The sequence below is a fragment of the Sphingomonas sp. genome, assembly GCF_048595155.1.
Classification (GTDB): Bacteria; Pseudomonadota; Alphaproteobacteria; order Sphingomonadales; family Sphingomonadaceae; genus Sphingomonas_I.
Window position 1 is genome coordinate 45,626 of the sequence record NZ_JBMDXN010000037.1, and the last position, 16,749, is coordinate 62,374.

Genomic DNA, 16,749 nt, shown 5'->3' on the forward strand with positions numbered 1-16,749 from the left:
GTCAGATCGCCTTTTCGTAGATGCGATAGGTCTTGTTGATCTTGCTCTCGATTGTCTCGGCGATCGCGTTCATCCCCTTATTGTCGTCGAGGATCCAGCCGATCTCGCCCCGCGTCCCGCCATAATTCTTGATGGCGGCACGCCGGATATATTCGATCATCTGGAAAGCGAGCTGGCTCGCCATGCGCGACGATTGCAGCCGCTTGACGACGCCCATCAGCGGCACGCGGATCGTCTGCGTCTTGGGCTTGCCGGAGAAGCCGCCATTCAGGCGCCACAGCAATTTGACGAAGCCGAACGGAAACAGATTACCGTTCAAATCGGCCTGCAACTCGTTGAGGTCCGGCCAGGACATCATGAACGCCACCGGCTCGCCATCATATTCGGCGACCATCACCAGATCGTTGAAGATGATCGGCTTCATCTTCTTGCCGGCGAAAGCAATCTCGCTTTCCGTGAAGGGTACATAGCCCCAATTGTCGGACCAGGCGTCGTTGAGGATCGACAGGATCACCGCCGCCTCCTCGTTGAACTTCTTCTTGTTGACCTCGCGCACGCGGATGCGCGGGTTCTTCTCGGCTGCCTCGACGATGCGCTGGATCAGCGGCGGGAAGGGCTTGGTGATGTCCAGATCCCAGGTGTGGAGGTCCTTGGCCTTCTGGTAGCCCCAGCTTTCCACCCAGGCTTCGTAGCGCGGATCGTCATAGCCCATCATCACCGTCGGCGGATGATCATGCCCCTTCACCAGCAGACCCGGCTCTTCCCAGATCGACATGCTGATCGGGCCGATCGAGCGCTTCACGCCGCGGCTGCGCAGCCAGTCTTCGGCGGCTGCGATCAGCAGATCGGCGATGGGCTTGTCCTCCGCATCCAGATAGCCCCAATTGCCGCTGTCCGCGCCGCCGCCCTTATCGGCAGGCATCGGCGTCCACATATGATCGATCGATGCCGAGATACGGCCGACCACCTTCCCATCGCGCTCGGCCAGGAACAGCTGTGCCTCGGCATGTTCGAAGAAGGGGTTCTTGCCCGGCGTGATCAGCCCGTAGGCTTCATCCTTCAGCGGCGGGATCCAAGCCGGATTACCCGCATAAAGCCGGAACGGAAGATCGACGAAGGCCTTGCGGTCCGCCTTGGTCGTTACCGGGCGAATGGTGATTCCGTTCGGCATAAGGCCAATATTCCCTAGATGGCTGGAGGGAGGCGGTGGCGATGCCGCCATCGGAGCGTAGCCTTAAGCCCCGATCTGTGGGCGCCATGGACCGAGGCGCCCCATAAGTGGAAAATCGACGATCAACAAAGGCCTTGATGTCCAATTTGGCAACAATCGTAACCTTTTGCTGGATCGTCGATCAGGCCGTCATCCCCGGATGCGGGTCGAAGGATGCCCAGTCGCAACGCCGCCCGACAGCTCGGCCACCTTCGGATAGATTTTCGCTACCTCGGGCGTGTAGCCAAGATTGAATACCGTCGGGCTCTTCTTGCGCTCGCTCACCTTGGCATAGCTGGTCCCGAACAGGCGGTCCCAGAAGAAATTGGTGATCCCGAAATTGCCCGTCTCGTCATGGAAATGATGCGCCATGTGACGCTGCTTCATCTTCACCAGCAACGGATGCTTCGGCGTATAAGCGAGATGCTGGATGCAGTGACAGAATTCGTAAAAGGCCGTGGTCAGCAGGCCCGAGGCAAATCCGGCCGCCGCGCCGCCAATGCCGCCAATCAGATAGCCGACCGGGATCGTCATCAGCATGATCGGCGGCAGCGTCGTGTGCAGCGCGCCGAATAGGATTTCGAGCCGATTGGGATCCTGATGGTGATCATAGTGGATGCGCTTCCAGGTCGCCGCAAGCATCGGCACCTTGAACATCCAGCGGCTGTGCAGCACGAAACGGTGCAGCGCATACCAGACGAGCGGATAGAGCAGCACCGCCATCGCGGCCGACGCCACCGTTGCCAGCGCCGATGCCGGATAGGCGAACCACACGCCGATCGCGACCGCCGCCAGGGCAAGATAGGCAATCACCGCCGGATATTGAAAATAGGCGACCACCAGCTGCTTCAGGTTCATGCGGTCGAGATGGTGCTCACGCCGCCAGAAGCTGGGTTTAACCGAAACAATCGTCACGCTCTCTTCCTCGAATGCTGAGGCACATTTAAGAAGTGCACCCTGGTGCCGCAATGCGGCGGTTTGTGGGCGAGACCGTGCGGCTTTAGTGCGCCTGCGACGTATCGACCGCCTTCTTGGGCTTAGGAACGGCCCAGATCACTACCGCCGATATCAATAGCAGCAATGTCGCAATCTGGAAAACATGATCCAGCGAGACGACCAGACTCTCCTGGTTGAGCAGGTTTTCCATCATCTGACGTACCTGCAGATCGCTGAAGCCGCGGCCCCGCAGCTGATCGACCAAGCCCGCCGGTTCGTTGATCGATCCGACCATCTGTGCGTGCGCACGGATCGCGCCATTCGCCCACAGCGTCGTGGCGATCGACGTGCCGACCGCGCCGGACAGCGTGCGCATGAAGCTCGACAAGCCGGCGGCGGATGCCGTTTCCTTGTTTTCGACCGAGCTGAGCGACAGGATGGTCAGGGGCACGAAGAAGAACGGCATGCCCAGACCCATGGCGAGATGGGGCAGTGCCAGCGTCCAATAATCGACGCCCGAGGTCCAGTTGGTCCGCACATAGATGCATCCCGCCATCCAGACGATGCCGAACGACACGAGGAGGCGCGGGTCGAACTTTCCGGTCAACCGGCCGACGATCAGAGAGAAGAAGACGGCGAGCAGCCCTTGCCAGGCGGTGACATAGCCGGACCATTGCGCGGTATAGCCCATCGCGCCCTGCAGCCACTGCGGCGTCACCACCACTGCAGCAAAAAAGGTGCCATAGGTCAGCGCCAGCGCCAGCACGCTGGCCGTAAATCCTCGATGTCGGAAGACGCGCAAATCCACCGCGGGCGCGCGATCGGTCAGCTCCCAGATCAGGAACACCAGGAAGCCGATGCCGGCGATGATGGCGAGCACCCAGATGATCGTCGAATGAAACCAGTCATGATCCCGGCCGATGTCCAGCATGATCTGGAGCGCGCCGACCCAGATCACCAGCAGGATCATGCCGCCAACGTCGATGCGGGCGCGGACCCGCTCGGTCTCGCAGCTGCTCACCATCAGATAACTGCCGACGACGCAGGTGATCGCGATCGGGATGTTGATGAAGAAGATCCAGTGCCACGACCAATTGTCGCTGATCGTACCGCCCAGCACGGGCCCCGCGATCGGCGCCACGACCGTCGTCATTGCCCACAGGCCCATGGCCTGACCGCGCTTGGCGGCGGGGAAGACCCGCAACAGCAGCGTCTGGGTAAGCGGCATGATCGGGCCGCCGCAAATGCCCTGTCCGATCCGGGCCGCCACCAACACGCCCAGAGTGGGCGAGATGCCGCACAGGATGGAGAAGATGCAGAAGCCCGTCATCGCCGCGAGATAGGTGCGGACGGTGCCGAACTGGGCCGCCAGCCATCCGGTAAGCGGGACGCAGATCGCCTCCGCGACCGCATAGGAGGTGATGACCCACGTGCCCTGATCCGGCGCGATCGCCAGACTGCCGGCGATATGCGGCACGGAGACGTTGGCGATGGATGTATCCAGCACCACCATGAAGTTACTGAGCGCGAGCACGCCGCCGGCAAGCCACATCCGCCCGCCCGACAGCGCGCAGCCATCCTTGTTTCCGGCGGGGCTGCCGGCCGGCTTTCCGGGCAGGGCGGCGCTCGCCACGGCTAGTTTCCGACGTCGATCGTTGCGTCTACCGACAAGCCGACGCGCAGCGGATGGTCCTTAAGCTCGGCCGGATCCAGCATGATGCGCACGGGCAGGCGCTGCACCACCTTGATCCAGTTACCGGTCGCATTCTGCGCGGGGATGATCGCAAAGGCCGATCCGGTACCGCCGGCAAGCCCGACGACGGTGCCATGGAAGACGACGCTGCCGCCATACAGATCTGCGGTCATGCGCGCCTTCTGGCCGATCCTGACCTTCTTCAGCTGGCCTTCCTTGTAATTGGCGTCGACATACATGCGGTCGATCGGAACGACCGTCATGATTGCAACGCCTGCGGCGACCCGCTGCCCGATTTGAACATTGCGCTGTGCGACGACACCATCGAAGGGCGCGCGAATGACCGTGCGCGCCAGGTCCAGTTTGGCTGCATCGACGCGCGAGCGGGCTGCTGCGACATCCGGATTGTCCTGGATCGAACCGCGCACCAGCGCCTGATTGGCGTTGTAATTCTCGGCAGCCGCAATGCGATTGGCACGGGCCTGGGCGATGCCGGATCGGGCGACCGCCAGCTGCGCCTGCGCGGACGCGAACGCATTGGTGGCGGAGGTCAGCTCATCGCCGGACACCGCGCCGGATTTGGCGAGACTCTGGCGCCGCGCAAGATCGACCCGTGCCTTGTCATAGGCGGCCTGGGCGGCCGTCATCTCCGCCTGCGCGCGATCGATATCGCTGTTGCGCGCGCCGATCTGCGCCTGCAGGGCGCCGCCAGTGGCCGAGGTCTGGCGGAACTGGCGTTCCGCCTGCGCCAGATCCGCCTCCGCCCGCTCCAGTGCGATCTTCGCGTCAGAGGGATCGATCGTGACGAGGATGTCGCCCTTGTGCACCAGCTGCGTATTGGCGACGCGCACGGTCTGTACCGGCCCGGCAACAAGGGGTGTGATCTGGGCGGTGTCGGCGCCGACATAGGCGTTGTCGGTCGACACGTGCCGAACGCCGATCAGAAAGTGATACAAGGTGACGATCAGGGCAATGCCGACCACCACGGCGGCAAGCACCGTCAGCCATTTGCGCCGGCGTTGGCGCAAGGTCTGGCCGGGCGCCTCGTCCTCTGTGTGGGGCGCAGCGGCCGTTTGCGGGTTGGGTTGATCGGCCATGCGGCTGCTCCTGAGTATCAAACGCCGCTAAAGCCGCCGCCGAGCGCGCGCACCAGCGCGACGTCGAGCGTGAAGGCCCTGGCGGAAAGGTCGGCGACGCGGCGGCGGGCGCCAATCAGCGCCTGCTCCGCGGTAAGCACATCAAGGTAGGTCGACAGGCCGGCGCGATAGCGCAGCCGGGCGATCTCGAACGCCTTTTCGCTATCGGCCAGCGATGCGCGCGCATTGTTGGTCTGATCGCCTAGCGCGCTGCGACTGGCGACCGCATTGGCCACCTCCTGCAGGGCGGTGATCAAGGTGCGATCATAGTTCGCAACCGCCGCATCATAATCGGCGCGTGCGACTCGATAATCGCCGGAACGGCGTCCGTTGTCGAAGATCGGTAGGGTTAGTGCCGGTCCAAAATTTCCGTAGGTCGATCCGGACTTGAGCACATTGCCGAAGCCGAGCGCTTGGAGGCCAACCAGGCCACTCAAGCTGATGTCGGGATAGAAAGCGGCGCGCGCGGCCTTGATCCGCTCCGCCTGCGCCTCGACGCGTGCCCGCGCGGCGACGATGTCGGGGCGGCGGCCAACCAGATCGATACCGGCCGCTGGCGGCAGGGCCAGGGTGATGAGCCCCGACGGCTTCGGCCGTGCGATTGTCAGCCCACGATCGGGTCCGGCCCCCGTAAGGGCAGCCAGTTGGTTGCGGGTCAGCGCAATCTGTTCATCGATCGCCCCCAGATCGGCACGTGAGGACGGGACCGCCGCGGCGGCCTGGCGCAACTGGCCTTGCGTATCGATGCCGTTGCGCACCCGATCCGACACCAGACCGGCCGTCTCCTGCTGGATCCTTAGCGCTTCTTCCGCCACATCGCGTTCGTCATAAAGGCGGGCCAGATCGGCATAGGCCGTTGCGATGGAAGTGGCGATCGTCAGCCGCGCCTCTGCATTCTCGACCCGCGCAGCGCCTTCCTCTGCCAAAGCGGCGCGCAGCTGCGCGCGATTGCGGCCCCACAGATCCAGATCCAGGCTGAAGCGGGTGTCGATATTGCCCGTGTCCTTCCAGCCCTGCGGCAGGAATTCACGGGGGAAGCCGTTATTATAGCTTTGCTTGACCTGCCCGGCATTGCCCTCGACCCCGATCGTCGGCCCCAGTGGACCACGGCTGGAGCGGGCGAGGCCCTCTGCTCGTGCTAGGCGGGCAGCGGCGGCGGCAATGTCCGGTGATCCGGCGATGCCTTCGGCGATCAACTGATCCAGTTGCGGGTCGCCATAGGCCTTCCACCAGCCGTCGCCCGGCCATTGGCCACCCTGATCGGGCAGGCTCTGCTGCGCTGCAAGACTTGATGCAGCGCGCGGCACTGGCTTGTCGCCTAGATTGGGGACGCACGCCGCCAACGGCACGAACGCGCCAAGCACCAGCAGCCTTGCCATCCGATAATTCATGAACCCGCAAATCCGTACTGTTGCGTACGCGAAGCAAATGGGCGTCACCCCAGTACTTGTCAAGCCGATGCCGTACCCTATAGTATTGTTATGGAGATGAGCAATCCCTCTGGTCGACGCGCGGTGCGAAGAGCCGATCGCCGAAGGGCGATTCTTGAGGTGGCCGAACGATCCTTCCTGGAGCGTGGCTTCGCGGACACGTCGATGTCCACAATCGCTTCGGAGCTTGGTGGTTCCAAGACGACATTGTGGAGCTATTTTCCGTCGAAGGACGAGCTGTTCGCCGCCGTCATAGACTCGAAGATAGAGGCGTTTCGGCGGGTGCTGGACGAGGCGCTCATCCCCACCGGCGGCACGACGGCCGCTTTGTCGCGGTTCGGCCATGCCTTCCTCAATAAGATGATGGCGCCGCAATCTATCGCATTGCACCGCCTGATCGTGGCGGAGGCGGGGCGCTTCCCCACGGTGGGAGAGGCCTTTTCCCGTTGTGGTCCAGATCGGGTGCGCGCCCGCCTCGCCCGCTATATGGAAGAAGAAATGGCCGCCAGGCGCTTGCGCGCCGGTGACCCGCTTACCGCCTCCCGCCAATTTATCTCGCTCGTTCAGGCTGGGTGCTATTTCGACCGCTTATGGCGACCATTGGACACGCTGAGGGTCAATATCGATGAAGACGTCGCCGCGGCAATCGAGACATTCATGCGCGCTTGGGGACCAGTCACACCATGACTGATGCCGGGTGGACGGCCCTGCTCCTGGCAGGGCAGCGCCCCGGGGTGGATCCGCTGGCGGAAGCGTTCGGCCAGGAATGGAAGGCGCTGGTGCAGGTCGCGGGTGAAGCGATGCTGTCGCGCGTCGCCAAGACCTTGTTGGCGAGCCCGTCCATCGCCCGTGTCGTGATCGTCGGGCAGCATCCGGACCAGTTGCTGATCGGCGATTGTGGCTGGCTCGCGAACGCGCCGGGCGTCTCGACGGCAGTTTCCAACAGCGGAATCGCCGGCAGTATCGCGGCCCTTTCCGGCACCAGCCATGCGCCGTGGCCGATCCTGGTCACCACTGCCGATCATCCGCTGCTGACGGTCGACATGGTGGAAGCCATGATCGCCGGCGCGGCGGACGCCGACGTCGCCGTGGGCGTGGTCTCCAGCAAGGTATTGCTCGCTGCCTATCCGGAAAATAAGCGGACCTGGCTCAAATTTGGGGGTGGTGCCTGGACCGGCGCCAACCTCTTTGCCCTGGCGTCGGCGCGCGCCCGTCCGGCGTTGCAGGCGTGGAGCGCAGTCGAACGGGATCGCAAGAAGGCGATCAAGCTCATCTGGCATTTCGGGCCACTGCTGGCAGTACGGGCGATGACCCGCACCATCACGCTAGCGGGCGCGCTCAGCAAAGCAGGCTTGCGGCTCGGCGCGATCGTGAAACCAGTGGCGCTCCCCTTTGCGGAGGCGGGGATCGACGTCGACAAGCCGAGCGATCACGCGTTGGCGGAACAGATATTGACGAAGCGCGGCTAGACCGGCGCCTTGTCCGCTTTGCCGGCATTGAGGCGCTGCGTATAATGATGCCAGGTAAAGATGGCGGCAGCGCCGCGATGCGGGCGCCAAGCCTCGGCCAAAGCGCGGACCGTTTTCTCCGACGGGCGTTCCGGCAGGCCGAGAAGCTGGCCCACCTCTTCCTGCACGGCCAGGTCGCCGGCTGGCCATATGTCGCCTCGGCCTTCGGCGAACAGCAGATAGATTTCCGCCGACCAGCGGCCGATCCCCTTGATCCGTGTCAACGCGTCGATCGCCGCCTCATCCTCGTCCGGCAAGGCGGCCAGGTTCAACGCGCCACTTGCGACAAGCTCTGCCAGGCTCTTCACATAGGAGATCTTCTGGCGCGACAGGCCCGCGCCGCGCAGCACCTCATCCGGCGTTGCGGCCAGCACAACCGGATCGAGATCGGGGCCGACCACGTCTTCGAGCCGCTTCCAAATCGCATTGGCGGAGGCGACGCTGACCTGCTGGCCGATGATGGTTCGCAGCAATGTTACATGGCCGCGTGCACGCAGGCGCGGCTCGGGATAACCATGGCGGGCCAAGCCGGCGATGAAAGCGGGTTCGATCCGCGCCAGTGCATCCAGGCTGCGTTTCAGGTGTTCAGCGCTCAGGCCCACGGGCTGCTCTCCAATTGCGCTTGGCGCCAGGCCGCGACATAGGCCCCGTCAGCGTTCTCATTCGAAAGGTTCGATAATGGCCAAGCTGATCGTCGTCACCCGCGAAGGCGAGGAGCGCCAGGTAGAGGGCGATGTCGGTCTCTCGGTGATGGAAGTCATCCGCGATGCCGGCATCGACGAACTGCTTGCGCTCTGTGGCGGCTGCTGTTCCTGCGCGACCTGCCACGTCCATATCGATCCCGATTTTGTGGATCGCTTGCCGGCAATGAGCGAAGACGAAAATGAATTGCTGGCCATCTCGGACGATCGCGATGCGACCTCCCGCCTGTCCTGCCAGGTCCAGTTCACGCCGGCGCTCGATGGCATGCGCGTGACGATCGCGGCCGAAGACTAAGAACAGGGGCGGCGGCTCGCCAGCCGCCGCATCTCCAATCGGCGCGGCTCTGGCCAGCTCAGCCGCGGGTCGCGACTGCGTAGAGCGCGATGGCCGCCGCGTTGGAGACGTTGAGGCTTTCGACGCGGGGGCTAATCGGCAACTTCGCCAATTCGTCGCAATGCGCTTCGGTGTTCTGGCGCATACCTTCGCCTTCGGCACCCAGCACAAGCGCAACGCGCGCGCCGGCAATGGCGTCGCCAAGCAGCCGAGGTGCCGTCCCGGTCAAGCCAATCCGCCAGAAGCCCGCTTCGCCAATCTCGTCCAGCGCGCGGGCGAGATTCACGACCCGCACCCACGGCACGATCTCCAGCGCGCCGGAAGCGGAGCGGGCGAGAGCGCCCGATTCCGGCGGCGCGTGACGATCCTGCGTCACGAGGCCGAGCGCATCGAATGCGGCGGCCGAGCGCAAGACGGCACCGACATTGTGGGGATCGGTCACCTGATCCAGCACGAGCAGCGGACGCTGGTTGCCCACGCCCTGCTCCAGCAGATCTCCCAGCCAGATGTCAGGCAAGGGATCCACCTCGATCACAATTCCCTGATGCGGTGCATCTTGCGGCACCAGCCTGCCCAGATCAGCGACCTCGGCATAGGTCACCGGGAGGTCAGCCGGAAAACCGCCAAAAGCGGCCAGGGTTTCGCGTGTGCCCCATACCCGCCTGACCTTGCGCTCAGGGTTAGCCAGGGCGGCGGAAACGGCGTGCCGGCCCCAGAAGCGGGGGCGATTGGACGGAGCTTGGGAGGGGCGATGGCCTTTGCGCATGGCGGCTCTCCTAATGCGATCGTCCGTTTCTGCCCAGTGCTGGCGGCTAGAAGCTCACAGACCTATCAATCCGGCGGCGAGTAGCAACGCGGCATTCTCGCTGGTCTGACCCTCGTTGGAAGCCCACGACCCATCGTCTTCGCACGCGTCGACAAAGCATTTGGCCGGCGGGGTGCCGCGCGCGATGACCGCCTTCAGGCGCGGGTCGGCGCCCGCCATCAGGTGATTGGCGCCGCCGCTGGCCCAGCCAGGCATGACGATGCCCCATGTTCGGCAGGTCCAATGATAAGGACGCTCGACGCAATGGCTTCCGTGGCCGGTCACGAAGCTGAGGCCGAGCGCGTTGCAACCCAGGACATAATCCAGCAGCCGCTGCGCAGTGTGGCGCAGTTGCTGGCCTCCGCCCAATTCGGCGGCGAACAGGCATAAGACGGCTGTATCCAGGGCGGCTTCGTTCGACCCCCACCAATAGGCATTCGGATCCGCCGAAAAGCCATAGGGATCGCGACCTGCACGCGCCGCAATGTCGATGGCGGCTGCGATGATGGTGGTACGGGCCACGGCAGCGGATGCGCTTTCTTTGCGGGCCAGGCTCATTGCGCCCAGCAACTGCGGCGTTGGCCAGAAGAACGGGTGAACACCGATCTCGCGCAGGCCTGCCGCCGCGCGCTCCCCCAACGCGGCGTCCTCGAACGTCGCTGCCATGGCGCAGGTGGCCCACAAAATCTCCTGCCGCGGATCGCGATCGGCATAGTTGGCATCATTGCGCAGCACAGCCGGATTTTTGGTGAGCCAATCCCAGCCATGCAGAGCGGCCGTGCGGCAGCGATCGGCGAAGATGTGATCGAGCGGCGCAAAAACCTGGCTTGCCTGCAGCATGACGCCTGTGAAGACGGCGGCGTCGGCGCTCGATGGCGGCGCCGCGCTTCGGGGGTGCGGATCCTGCTCAGGCGGCAACCCCCAGGCGTAAAGCTGGTTGGAGTCGATCTTGTGCAGCACCGAGCCGTCTCGATTCTGCATTTTCAGCAGCCACTCGAGCCCCCAGCGGGCCTGTTGCAGCAGATCGCATAGGCCGGGAAAGCTCTGGCTCACGGCAAGCTTGAGGCCGCGCGCGGGGGCGAGCCGCAATGTGTAGAGCCACATCATCTGGCTGGCGCTGATCGCCGCCATATGCGTCCACTTTCCGTAATCCCCGGCATTGTACCAACCGCCGGTCAGATCCCGCGCGATGCCGTTTACGGGCAGAGACGCCTCACTCCGATGGCCCGCGGCATGCTTCAAGCCGGTGACCGGATCATCAAGCGCGATATTAGCTCGGATCAGATAGAAAGCGCGCGCGGCGTCCCGTACTAACGGCGCATATACGGCGTTCCCGATCTCGAAAGGAGGAGAGAAAGCGGGGCCGATGCGAATACGATAGCGGCCGGGGCGCGTAAAAGCCGAGAAATCGCCGATCCTAACATGATCTCCGGTTGTCGGGGTCAGGTCGTAAACGCGCCCGCCAATCGGGCCGGCGAAGACACTTTTGCCTTGCAAGGTTTCTATACGGAATTGGCGGGGCTGGTCGTCATCTGCCGCCACAGTCATCACGAAGCGTTTGGGCGAACGTGGCAGAAAGCCACACTGATTGAGCTGCAGCATGACGGCGTCGGGCGGAGCCGCCGAGCAGGCCGTTTCCACCAGGGCGACGCCAAGCAGCGAAGCGCCGCCGCGGGCGAGATCTCTTCGGCTGAACATCCTCTGGCGTGCCTCGCGTTGCAATTGAAACCTAATCGCGCCGCTCGGGGGCGGCAATTGATGCTTGGAAGATCAGGCGGTTGCGCAGGGTGCTAACAGTGCCAAGATGTAATGGTGATGCCTGATCCGTTTGGGACGCGGACCTGAACATAAACGCCGTACAACTTGCGCTGCTGGTATTCGCGCGCTGAGACGTGAAACCATGGGTGGAGCTGGCATATCATCGTGAAGCAATCTGTCTTGAGGCGGCGCGGGTGGCGGATTGTTGCGCTGGGCTTCGGGTTGGTTGCCTTGATGCTTGGCGCTGCCTTCCTTGCTTTGATGAGCTGGAAGGAGCCGACGGTCGATGTCCCTGCACGCACGACCGCGTCCAGGATCGGCGCGGTTCATTTCGGCGGGCCGGGCATGCCGGCGCAGGCGCTGCGCAACCTGCTGCTGCAGCGGGTCCGTGCCACGCCGGCGGGACAGTCGATCGATTGGGCGACCTATTATTTCCTCGATGCAGAGCTTGCCCAAGCGTTGATCGATGCCAGCCGCCGCGGGGTCCGTGTCCGCCTGGTCGTGGAGGGCGATCCCCGGTTCGAGGCAGCCAATGGCACGGTCGTCGCCATGCTCCGCAAGGACGGGCTGCGCGGCGGCCTGACCGTGCGCCCCGCGGCATCCTTTCCGTTCCAGCGGATCAACGGCAAGCTGCATGCTAAGATATATGCCTTTTCCTGGCCCACGCCGGTCGCACTGGTCGGTTCGTTCAACCCGTCCGGCGGAAAAGGCGATGATAATGCGGCGATCCTCGCGGAGATCGGCGATCAGGATCGGGGGCACAATATGCTGGTCGAAATCACCAGCGCTGGGCTGGTGGATGCGCTGGTCGATCATATCGGCTTGCTGGCGCTCCACCATGGATCGGTGAGCCGGTTCAGCCGTGAGAATAATCGCATCCTGCGCGATCGCGACACCGCCTTGTTCTTCTATCCGCGCCTGCACACCGACATCGTCGAGGCGGCGCTGGACCGGCTGGGCCCCGGTGATCATCTGTGGGCGGCAATTTCACATCTGAAGGGGGATGCGGTCGGCACGCTGGAGGATGCCGCCGAACGGGGCGCGCGGATCGACTTGATCGTGCACGATTCGGAGCGGCGCGTGCCGCAACGCGTGGTCGATCGACTGACCAAGGATGGCATCGACATCCGCCGCTACCGCCACCCTGACGGTCTGCCGATGCACGACAAGTTCTTCGTGATCGAGAATAGCGGCAGTTGGGTGACCTATTTCGGCAGCCTGAACTTCAATACCAATTCGCGCTTCCTGAACGATGAGGTGCTGGTCCGCTCCACCGACAGCAATCTCGCCCGCGCGCTGTTGAGGCGCTTTGCCGACCTGGATCAGGAAGTGGACCGGCAGACATCAGCGCTCGAACGCTGAATGCTCCTGCGTTGACCTGAAGCTCAGTTGTTTGAAGAGATGGTGGACAGGGCTGGATTCGAACCAGCGTACGCTTGCACGGGCAGATTTACAGTCTGCTGCCTTTAACCACTCGGCCACCTGTCCAGAGGCGCCCCGCGGGGAGGCGCGTCTTTGGCGAAGCGAACGCGCGCTGTCAACGTGAACGGCATCAACGGTTGATTATGTGGAGGATGTGCAGCGGATTGGCCGCCGCGGGGTTACGCTGGCAAAAGAAAGGGCGGCCCCATCGCTGGAACCGCCCCCCTCTTGTAGGCAGGCGGGATCAGAAGCTGAAGTTCGCGCCTGCCCGGAAGGTCCGCCCGATCAGACCGGCATAATGCCAGGTGGTCAGATAGTTGGGCGAGCTTGCATAGGATGCCGGGGCGATCGGGGCCCGGGCATCGAACAGGTTGCCGACATTGCCGAAGATCGAGAAGTGATCGTTCACGGCGACCGTCGCGTTCAGATCGACGTTGATGAAGCGCTTGACGTAGCAGAAGCGATCCTCCGGCACGCCGGCCTGCGACGACTTATACAGGCTGGCCGAGCAGGATCGGCTGAGATTGCCCTGGTCGGTTGCGACGGCCTTGATCTTGCCGACATAATAAGCGGTCGCCGTCAGCGAGAATTTGCCGGCCTCGATCGTGTTCTGCCAATTGCCGCGCCAATCCGGCGTGCCGTTGCCGGACGACAGATCATAGGGGCCCATCGTGCCCGCATATTTCTGGACGCCCTGCGCGGTGTGACGATCATATTGGATGATGTAGGTCGCCTCGACCTTGCTGGTGAAACGCACGCCGTTCCCCAGCGGCACCCGCGCGGTGGCCGAGAAATCGAGACCCGACGTCTTGTCATAGTTCACGTTCACGAACGGTGCGTTGATGATCAGCAGTCGCGGCAATGCGTTCGGGAATGCCGGATCGATGCTGTCGATCGTGTTGACCGAATAGCCCGGCCCGATCGCCGCCACCGCGGCGGTCGCGGCCGCCAGGTTCGACTGCTTGTAATAGGCCGCGATCGCATCGCCGGCGAGCGGGCCGTTGGCGATCAGGTTCTTCTTCTTCACGTTATAATAGTCGACCGTCGCGCTGAACCACGACGTCGGCTCCAGGATGATGCCGCCGGTGAAGCTGCGCGACGTTTCCGGCTTCAGATCGGGATTGCCGACAAAGCCGCGCCCGACCGAATAGGCGAAGTTATAAGGGTTGCCGCCGTTGACGCAGGTGTTGGTCGCCGTAGCCGAGCCGCCGTGCGCAGCGCAGAAATTACCCGGAGGCGTCGTCGTCACGAAGCCCGCATATTGCGACCGCGGACCGGATTCGGCGAAGGTCGGTGCGCGGAAGCCCTGCGAATAGGTCCCGCGCAAGGCGACCTGACGGATCGGGGTGAATTTCACACCGATCTTCGGCGAGAAGCGGCCATACCCTTCCGAATAATGGTCGTAGCGGCCCGAGCCGTTCAGCTCGAGCGTGCTGAGCACGGGGGCCTGGATTTCGAAATAGCCTGCCGAAACGGTGTGCTTGCCGAACGCCGATGACGTGGTGAGGGTCCAGGTGTCGAGTGCTTCGTTCTGGTTATTGTTGACCAGCGATTCACGCCGCACCTGGCCGCCTACGGCCAGCATCAATGGACCACCCGGAAGTTCGAACAGCTGCTTGGTGATGGCTGCGTCGAGCGAATACATCTGGGAATGCGACGGCGTCGTCTTGTCGGGTGAGATGAAGTCGCGCACGTCCTGCGTGTTGAGGCTCGGATTCACGAAGTTATAGGCGCCGGTGTTGATCGCGCTAAGCGTGTTGGCGACGTTCAGGAAGCCGTGCTGGACGATCTTGAGATTGTCGCGGGCGTAAACGCCGTCGACCTTCCAGGTCCAATCATTGCCGATCGTGCCGTGCAGGCCGCTGGCGAAACGATAGACTTCGTTGGTGCGATCACTGCCTGCCTTGATGTCGCCGAACAGATAATAGATGCGCGCGGCGCCGTTGGCCGGATCGTTAGCGAAGGCTGCCGCATAGGGATTGTTCGGGTTGAGCTGACGATTGGCGGCAGTGGCGCAGTTCACGCCCGCCGAGCAGATATAGACCGGCAGGACGATGCCGGGATTGCTGGATGCCAGGTTGGGCGCACCGCCATAAGGCTGGGTGTTCCGCAGCGCACGCGGGGCATTGAGGATGCTGACATAGCTGTTGGAATAGCTGCCGGTGATGTAGCCTTCGATATTATCCGACAGCCGAACGCTGACGCGGCCGTTGATCGAATATTTGCGCTGCAGCGGTGCGAGCTGGAAATATTCGTCTTCGATATTGTGCTTGCAGCCGATGCCGTTGGGACCGCTGCCCGTCTGCGTGTAGGTGCCGCGCGCGCAATCGGCGAGGTTGAGCGTGGTGTAGTTCTGGTTGAACAACGTCGTGCCGCCGCTCAAGGGGTTGTTCAGATCGGATTGGGTTGTGCGTACGACAACCGCGTTGGGCGTCGCCTGAGTGAGCGAATTGTCGGCGGCGTTCTGGTCGTTACCGCCGATCGAGGTCAGATCGCGGTTATTGTAGGGGAAACCGCGGCTGTGGTTGCTGACGCGGCCATCCTGCTGGAATTCGCCGTTCAGATAGATGTTGAAGCCCTTTTCAGCATAGTCGCCATAACCAACCGTAAGGTTGGCGCGCTGACGCCCCGCATCGCCGCGGCTGCTGACGCCGCCTTCGACCGTACCCGCGACGCCGACGAACTGCTTCTTAAGGATCAGGTTGACCACGCCGCCGATCGCGTCCGCGCCATAGGTCGCCGATGCGCCGTCCTTCAGCACCTCGACCCGATCGATCAGGCTGAACGGGATCGAGTTGAGGTCGACATAGGCGTTATGACCGTCGTCGTTGATCGGGAAGTTGGTCGAGCGGAGGCCGTCGACGAGCACCAGCGTCGAGGAGACGCCGAGGCCGCGCAGCGACACGGCAACGCCGCCGGCGGAGAAGCCGCTCTGGAAGCCGACGCCGATCGAGCCGCCGCTATCGGCCGACACCGAGCGGATGGCGTCCGCCGCCGTTGTGATGCCCGCCTTGGCGAGCGTGTCCGCCGTCAGCACGCTGACCGGTGATGGCGTCTCGCTGTTGGTGCGACGGAAGAGCGAACCAGTGACAACGACTTCTTCGGAGTCCGGGCTGACCGCGGCTTCGATAGCAGCCGGCGTTTCCGGCATGGATTGGGCGGACGCCGGGGCGGCGAATGCCGCCAAGACAGCCGACAGGGCAGAGCCGGCGAAGAGCCGGCTGGACATTTGTATCATTCAATAACCCCCTATGCGCCGCAGCGCGATGGTACCCCGGGGGCCCCCCTCCCGGTGCATGGCGCTAACATTAACGGCAGGTTTACGAGCGTAAAGTGAGCAGATGTTGCAAAGCACCATGGTGATACATTTTGGCAACATGTTGAATCAGAGCGCTAAAGTCCCGCGTGGAAGCGTGCGAGCAAAAGACTGTTCGCCATCGCGTCATCAATTTGCGCTGAGAGGGCACGCGCGCGTTCCTACGTGGTCTATCCGGGCGCGACGTGCGCATTGGTGCCCTGCTCGGGACGATGCATAAGAGCGGCATGACGACAGCGGAAATGCGGGCGGGTCTGCCGGTTCAGGAATTCGCGGACGCCACCGCCTTTGACGCCTGGCTGGCGGCACAGCCGGCGGGATGCGCGCAATTCGTGGCCATGCTGGCGCGCGGAGAAACACTGCATTGAATTCGCGGCAGGCGCGCGCGCCATGCCTCGAAGGCCGGGGCCGCGAGGAGAAAAACAGAAAAACATCAGAAACGAACTTGATGATCCGGCCTATGACTTTGCCGACAGGGCTCGTGCGGGGGGATACATGCG

The 16,749-nt window shown here is 63.4% G+C and carries 14 protein-coding genes and 1 tRNA gene; 5 read left to right on the forward strand and 10 right to left on the reverse strand.

Translation table 11 applies throughout. The features are described 5' to 3' along the window. Position 1 precedes the first annotated feature (1 nt). The 5 genes from ACOJSI_RS06005 to ACOJSI_RS06025 form a co-directional block, all read right to left on the reverse strand. Entirely contained in the window at positions 2–1,171 is a 1,170-nt protein-coding gene (locus tag ACOJSI_RS06005; protein WP_420137353.1) for an N-acetyltransferase, read from the reverse strand. A 189-nt stretch (positions 1,172–1,360) separates the two neighbouring features. Continuing rightward, the gene (locus ACOJSI_RS06010) at positions 1,361–2,068 is read right to left on the reverse strand and encodes a sterol desaturase family protein (protein WP_420137366.1); all 708 of its coding nucleotides are present in this window, start codon (positions 2,066–2,068) and stop codon (positions 1,361–1,363) included. A gap of 142 nt (positions 2,069–2,210) precedes the next feature. Next, positions 2,211–3,698 (reverse strand): DHA2 family efflux MFS transporter permease subunit, encoded by a 1,488-nt coding sequence (locus ACOJSI_RS06015; protein WP_420137367.1) that lies wholly within the window; start codon positions 3,696–3,698, stop codon positions 2,211–2,213. A gap of 83 nt (positions 3,699–3,781) precedes the next feature. Next, positions 3,782–4,936 carry an HlyD family efflux transporter periplasmic adaptor subunit gene (locus ACOJSI_RS06020; protein WP_420137354.1) on the reverse strand — a complete coding sequence of 385 codons (1,155 nt, stop codon included), beginning with the start codon at positions 4,934–4,936 and terminating at the stop codon, positions 3,782–3,784. A gap of 17 nt (positions 4,937–4,953) precedes the next feature. Further along, positions 4,954–6,366 carry an efflux transporter outer membrane subunit gene (locus tag ACOJSI_RS06025; RefSeq protein WP_420137355.1) on the reverse strand — a complete coding sequence of 471 codons (1,413 nt, stop codon included), beginning with the start codon at positions 6,364–6,366 and terminating at the stop codon, positions 4,954–4,956. A 159-nt stretch (positions 6,367–6,525) separates the two neighbouring features. On the opposite strand from ACOJSI_RS06025, the gene ACOJSI_RS06030 reads away from it, so the two are divergent. Then, positions 6,526–7,092 carry a TetR/AcrR family transcriptional regulator gene (locus ACOJSI_RS06030; protein WP_420137356.1) on the forward strand — a complete coding sequence of 189 codons (567 nt, stop codon included), beginning with the start codon at positions 6,526–6,528 and terminating at the stop codon, positions 7,090–7,092. After that, on the forward strand, positions 7,089–7,874 hold the full coding sequence (locus ACOJSI_RS06035) for a nucleotidyltransferase family protein (protein WP_420137357.1): 786 nt from the start codon (positions 7,089–7,091) through the stop codon (positions 7,872–7,874). The genes ACOJSI_RS06030 and ACOJSI_RS06035 overlap by 4 nt, the downstream gene beginning before the upstream one ends. On the opposite strand, the gene ACOJSI_RS06040 is transcribed toward ACOJSI_RS06035, so the two are convergent. Beyond that, a complete protein-coding gene (locus tag ACOJSI_RS06040; protein WP_420137358.1) occupies positions 7,871–8,515 on the reverse strand; it encodes a DNA-3-methyladenine glycosylase family protein in 645 nt (214 codons plus the stop codon). The two genes, ACOJSI_RS06035 and ACOJSI_RS06040, sit on opposite strands and share 4 nt — an antisense overlap. Before the next feature lie 76 nt (positions 8,516–8,591). Here ACOJSI_RS06040 and ACOJSI_RS06045 point away from each other — a divergent pair, with 76 nt between their 5' ends. Then, positions 8,592–8,909, forward strand: coding sequence for a 2Fe-2S iron-sulfur cluster-binding protein (locus ACOJSI_RS06045; protein WP_420137359.1), 318 nt, complete (start codon positions 8,592–8,594; stop codon positions 8,907–8,909). Positions 8,910–8,967: 58 nt separating this feature from the next. On the opposite strand, the gene ACOJSI_RS06050 is transcribed toward ACOJSI_RS06045, so the two are convergent. Together ACOJSI_RS06050 and ACOJSI_RS06055 are read right to left on the reverse strand one after the other, a co-directional pair. Next, positions 8,968–9,714 (reverse strand): TrmH family RNA methyltransferase, encoded by a 747-nt coding sequence (locus tag ACOJSI_RS06050; RefSeq protein ID WP_420137360.1) that lies wholly within the window; start codon positions 9,712–9,714, stop codon positions 8,968–8,970. 54 nt (positions 9,715–9,768) lie between these two features. Continuing rightward, the gene (locus ACOJSI_RS06055; protein ID WP_420137361.1) at positions 9,769–11,451 is read right to left on the reverse strand and encodes a glycoside hydrolase family 9 protein; all 1,683 of its coding nucleotides are present in this window, start codon (positions 11,449–11,451) and stop codon (positions 9,769–9,771) included. Positions 11,452–11,676: 225 nt separating this feature from the next. Here ACOJSI_RS06055 and ACOJSI_RS06060 point away from each other — a divergent pair, with 225 nt between their 5' ends. Continuing rightward, the gene (locus tag ACOJSI_RS06060; protein WP_420137362.1) at positions 11,677–12,873 is read left to right on the forward strand and encodes a phospholipase D-like domain-containing protein; all 1,197 of its coding nucleotides are present in this window, start codon (positions 11,677–11,679) and stop codon (positions 12,871–12,873) included. Positions 12,874–12,913: 40 nt separating this feature from the next. Here ACOJSI_RS06060 and ACOJSI_RS06065 read toward each other — a convergent pair. Both ACOJSI_RS06065 and ACOJSI_RS06070 read right to left on the reverse strand, forming a co-directional pair. Continuing rightward, positions 12,914–12,999 (reverse strand) — tRNA-Tyr (locus tag ACOJSI_RS06065). Positions 13,000–13,177: 178 nt separating this feature from the next. Next, complete coding sequence (locus ACOJSI_RS06070; RefSeq protein WP_420137363.1) at positions 13,178–16,162, reverse strand: TonB-dependent receptor domain-containing protein; 2,985 nt, start codon at positions 16,160–16,162, stop codon at positions 13,178–13,180. A 314-nt stretch (positions 16,163–16,476) separates the two neighbouring features. On the opposite strand from ACOJSI_RS06070, the gene ACOJSI_RS06075 reads away from it, so the two are divergent. Further along, a complete protein-coding gene (locus ACOJSI_RS06075) occupies positions 16,477–16,617 on the forward strand; it encodes a hypothetical protein (protein ID WP_420137364.1) in 141 nt (46 codons plus the stop codon). The last annotated feature ends 132 nt before the right edge of the window (positions 16,618–16,749 follow it).

Bases quoted from the DNA above. Each gene is read 5' to 3' on its own strand.
- ACOJSI_RS06025 (WP_420137355.1), bottom strand. From the start codon at position 6,366: ATGAATTATCGGATGGCAAGGCTGCTGGTGCTTGGCGCGTTCGTGCCG.
- ACOJSI_RS06045 (WP_420137359.1), top strand. From the start codon at position 8,592: ATGGCCAAGCTGATCGTCGTCACCCGCGAAGGCGAGGAGCGCCAGGTA.
- ACOJSI_RS06055 (WP_420137361.1), bottom strand. From the start codon at position 11,451: ATGTTCAGCCGAAGAGATCTCGCCCGCGGCGGCGCTTCGCTGCTTGGC.
- ACOJSI_RS06075 (WP_420137364.1), top strand. From the start codon at position 16,477: ATGACGACAGCGGAAATGCGGGCGGGTCTGCCGGTTCAGGAATTCGCG.
- ACOJSI_RS06035 (WP_420137357.1), top strand. From the start codon at position 7,089: ATGACTGATGCCGGGTGGACGGCCCTGCTCCTGGCAGGGCAGCGCCCC.
- ACOJSI_RS06020 (WP_420137354.1), bottom strand. From the start codon at position 4,936: ATGGCCGATCAACCCAACCCGCAAACGGCCGCTGCGCCCCACACAGAG.
- ACOJSI_RS06070 (WP_420137363.1), bottom strand. From the start codon at position 16,162: ATGTCCAGCCGGCTCTTCGCCGGCTCTGCCCTGTCGGCTGTCTTGGCG.
- ACOJSI_RS06015 (WP_420137367.1), bottom strand. From the start codon at position 3,698: ATGTGGCTTGCCGGCGGCGTGCTCGCGCTCAGTAACTTCATGGTGGTG.
- ACOJSI_RS06010 (WP_420137366.1), bottom strand. From the start codon at position 2,068: ATGAACCTGAAGCAGCTGGTGGTCGCCTATTTTCAATATCCGGCGGTG.
- ACOJSI_RS06005 (WP_420137353.1), bottom strand. From the start codon at position 1,171: ATGCCGAACGGAATCACCATTCGCCCGGTAACGACCAAGGCGGACCGC.
- ACOJSI_RS06050 (WP_420137360.1), bottom strand. From the start codon at position 9,714: ATGCGCAAAGGCCATCGCCCCTCCCAAGCTCCGTCCAATCGCCCCCGC.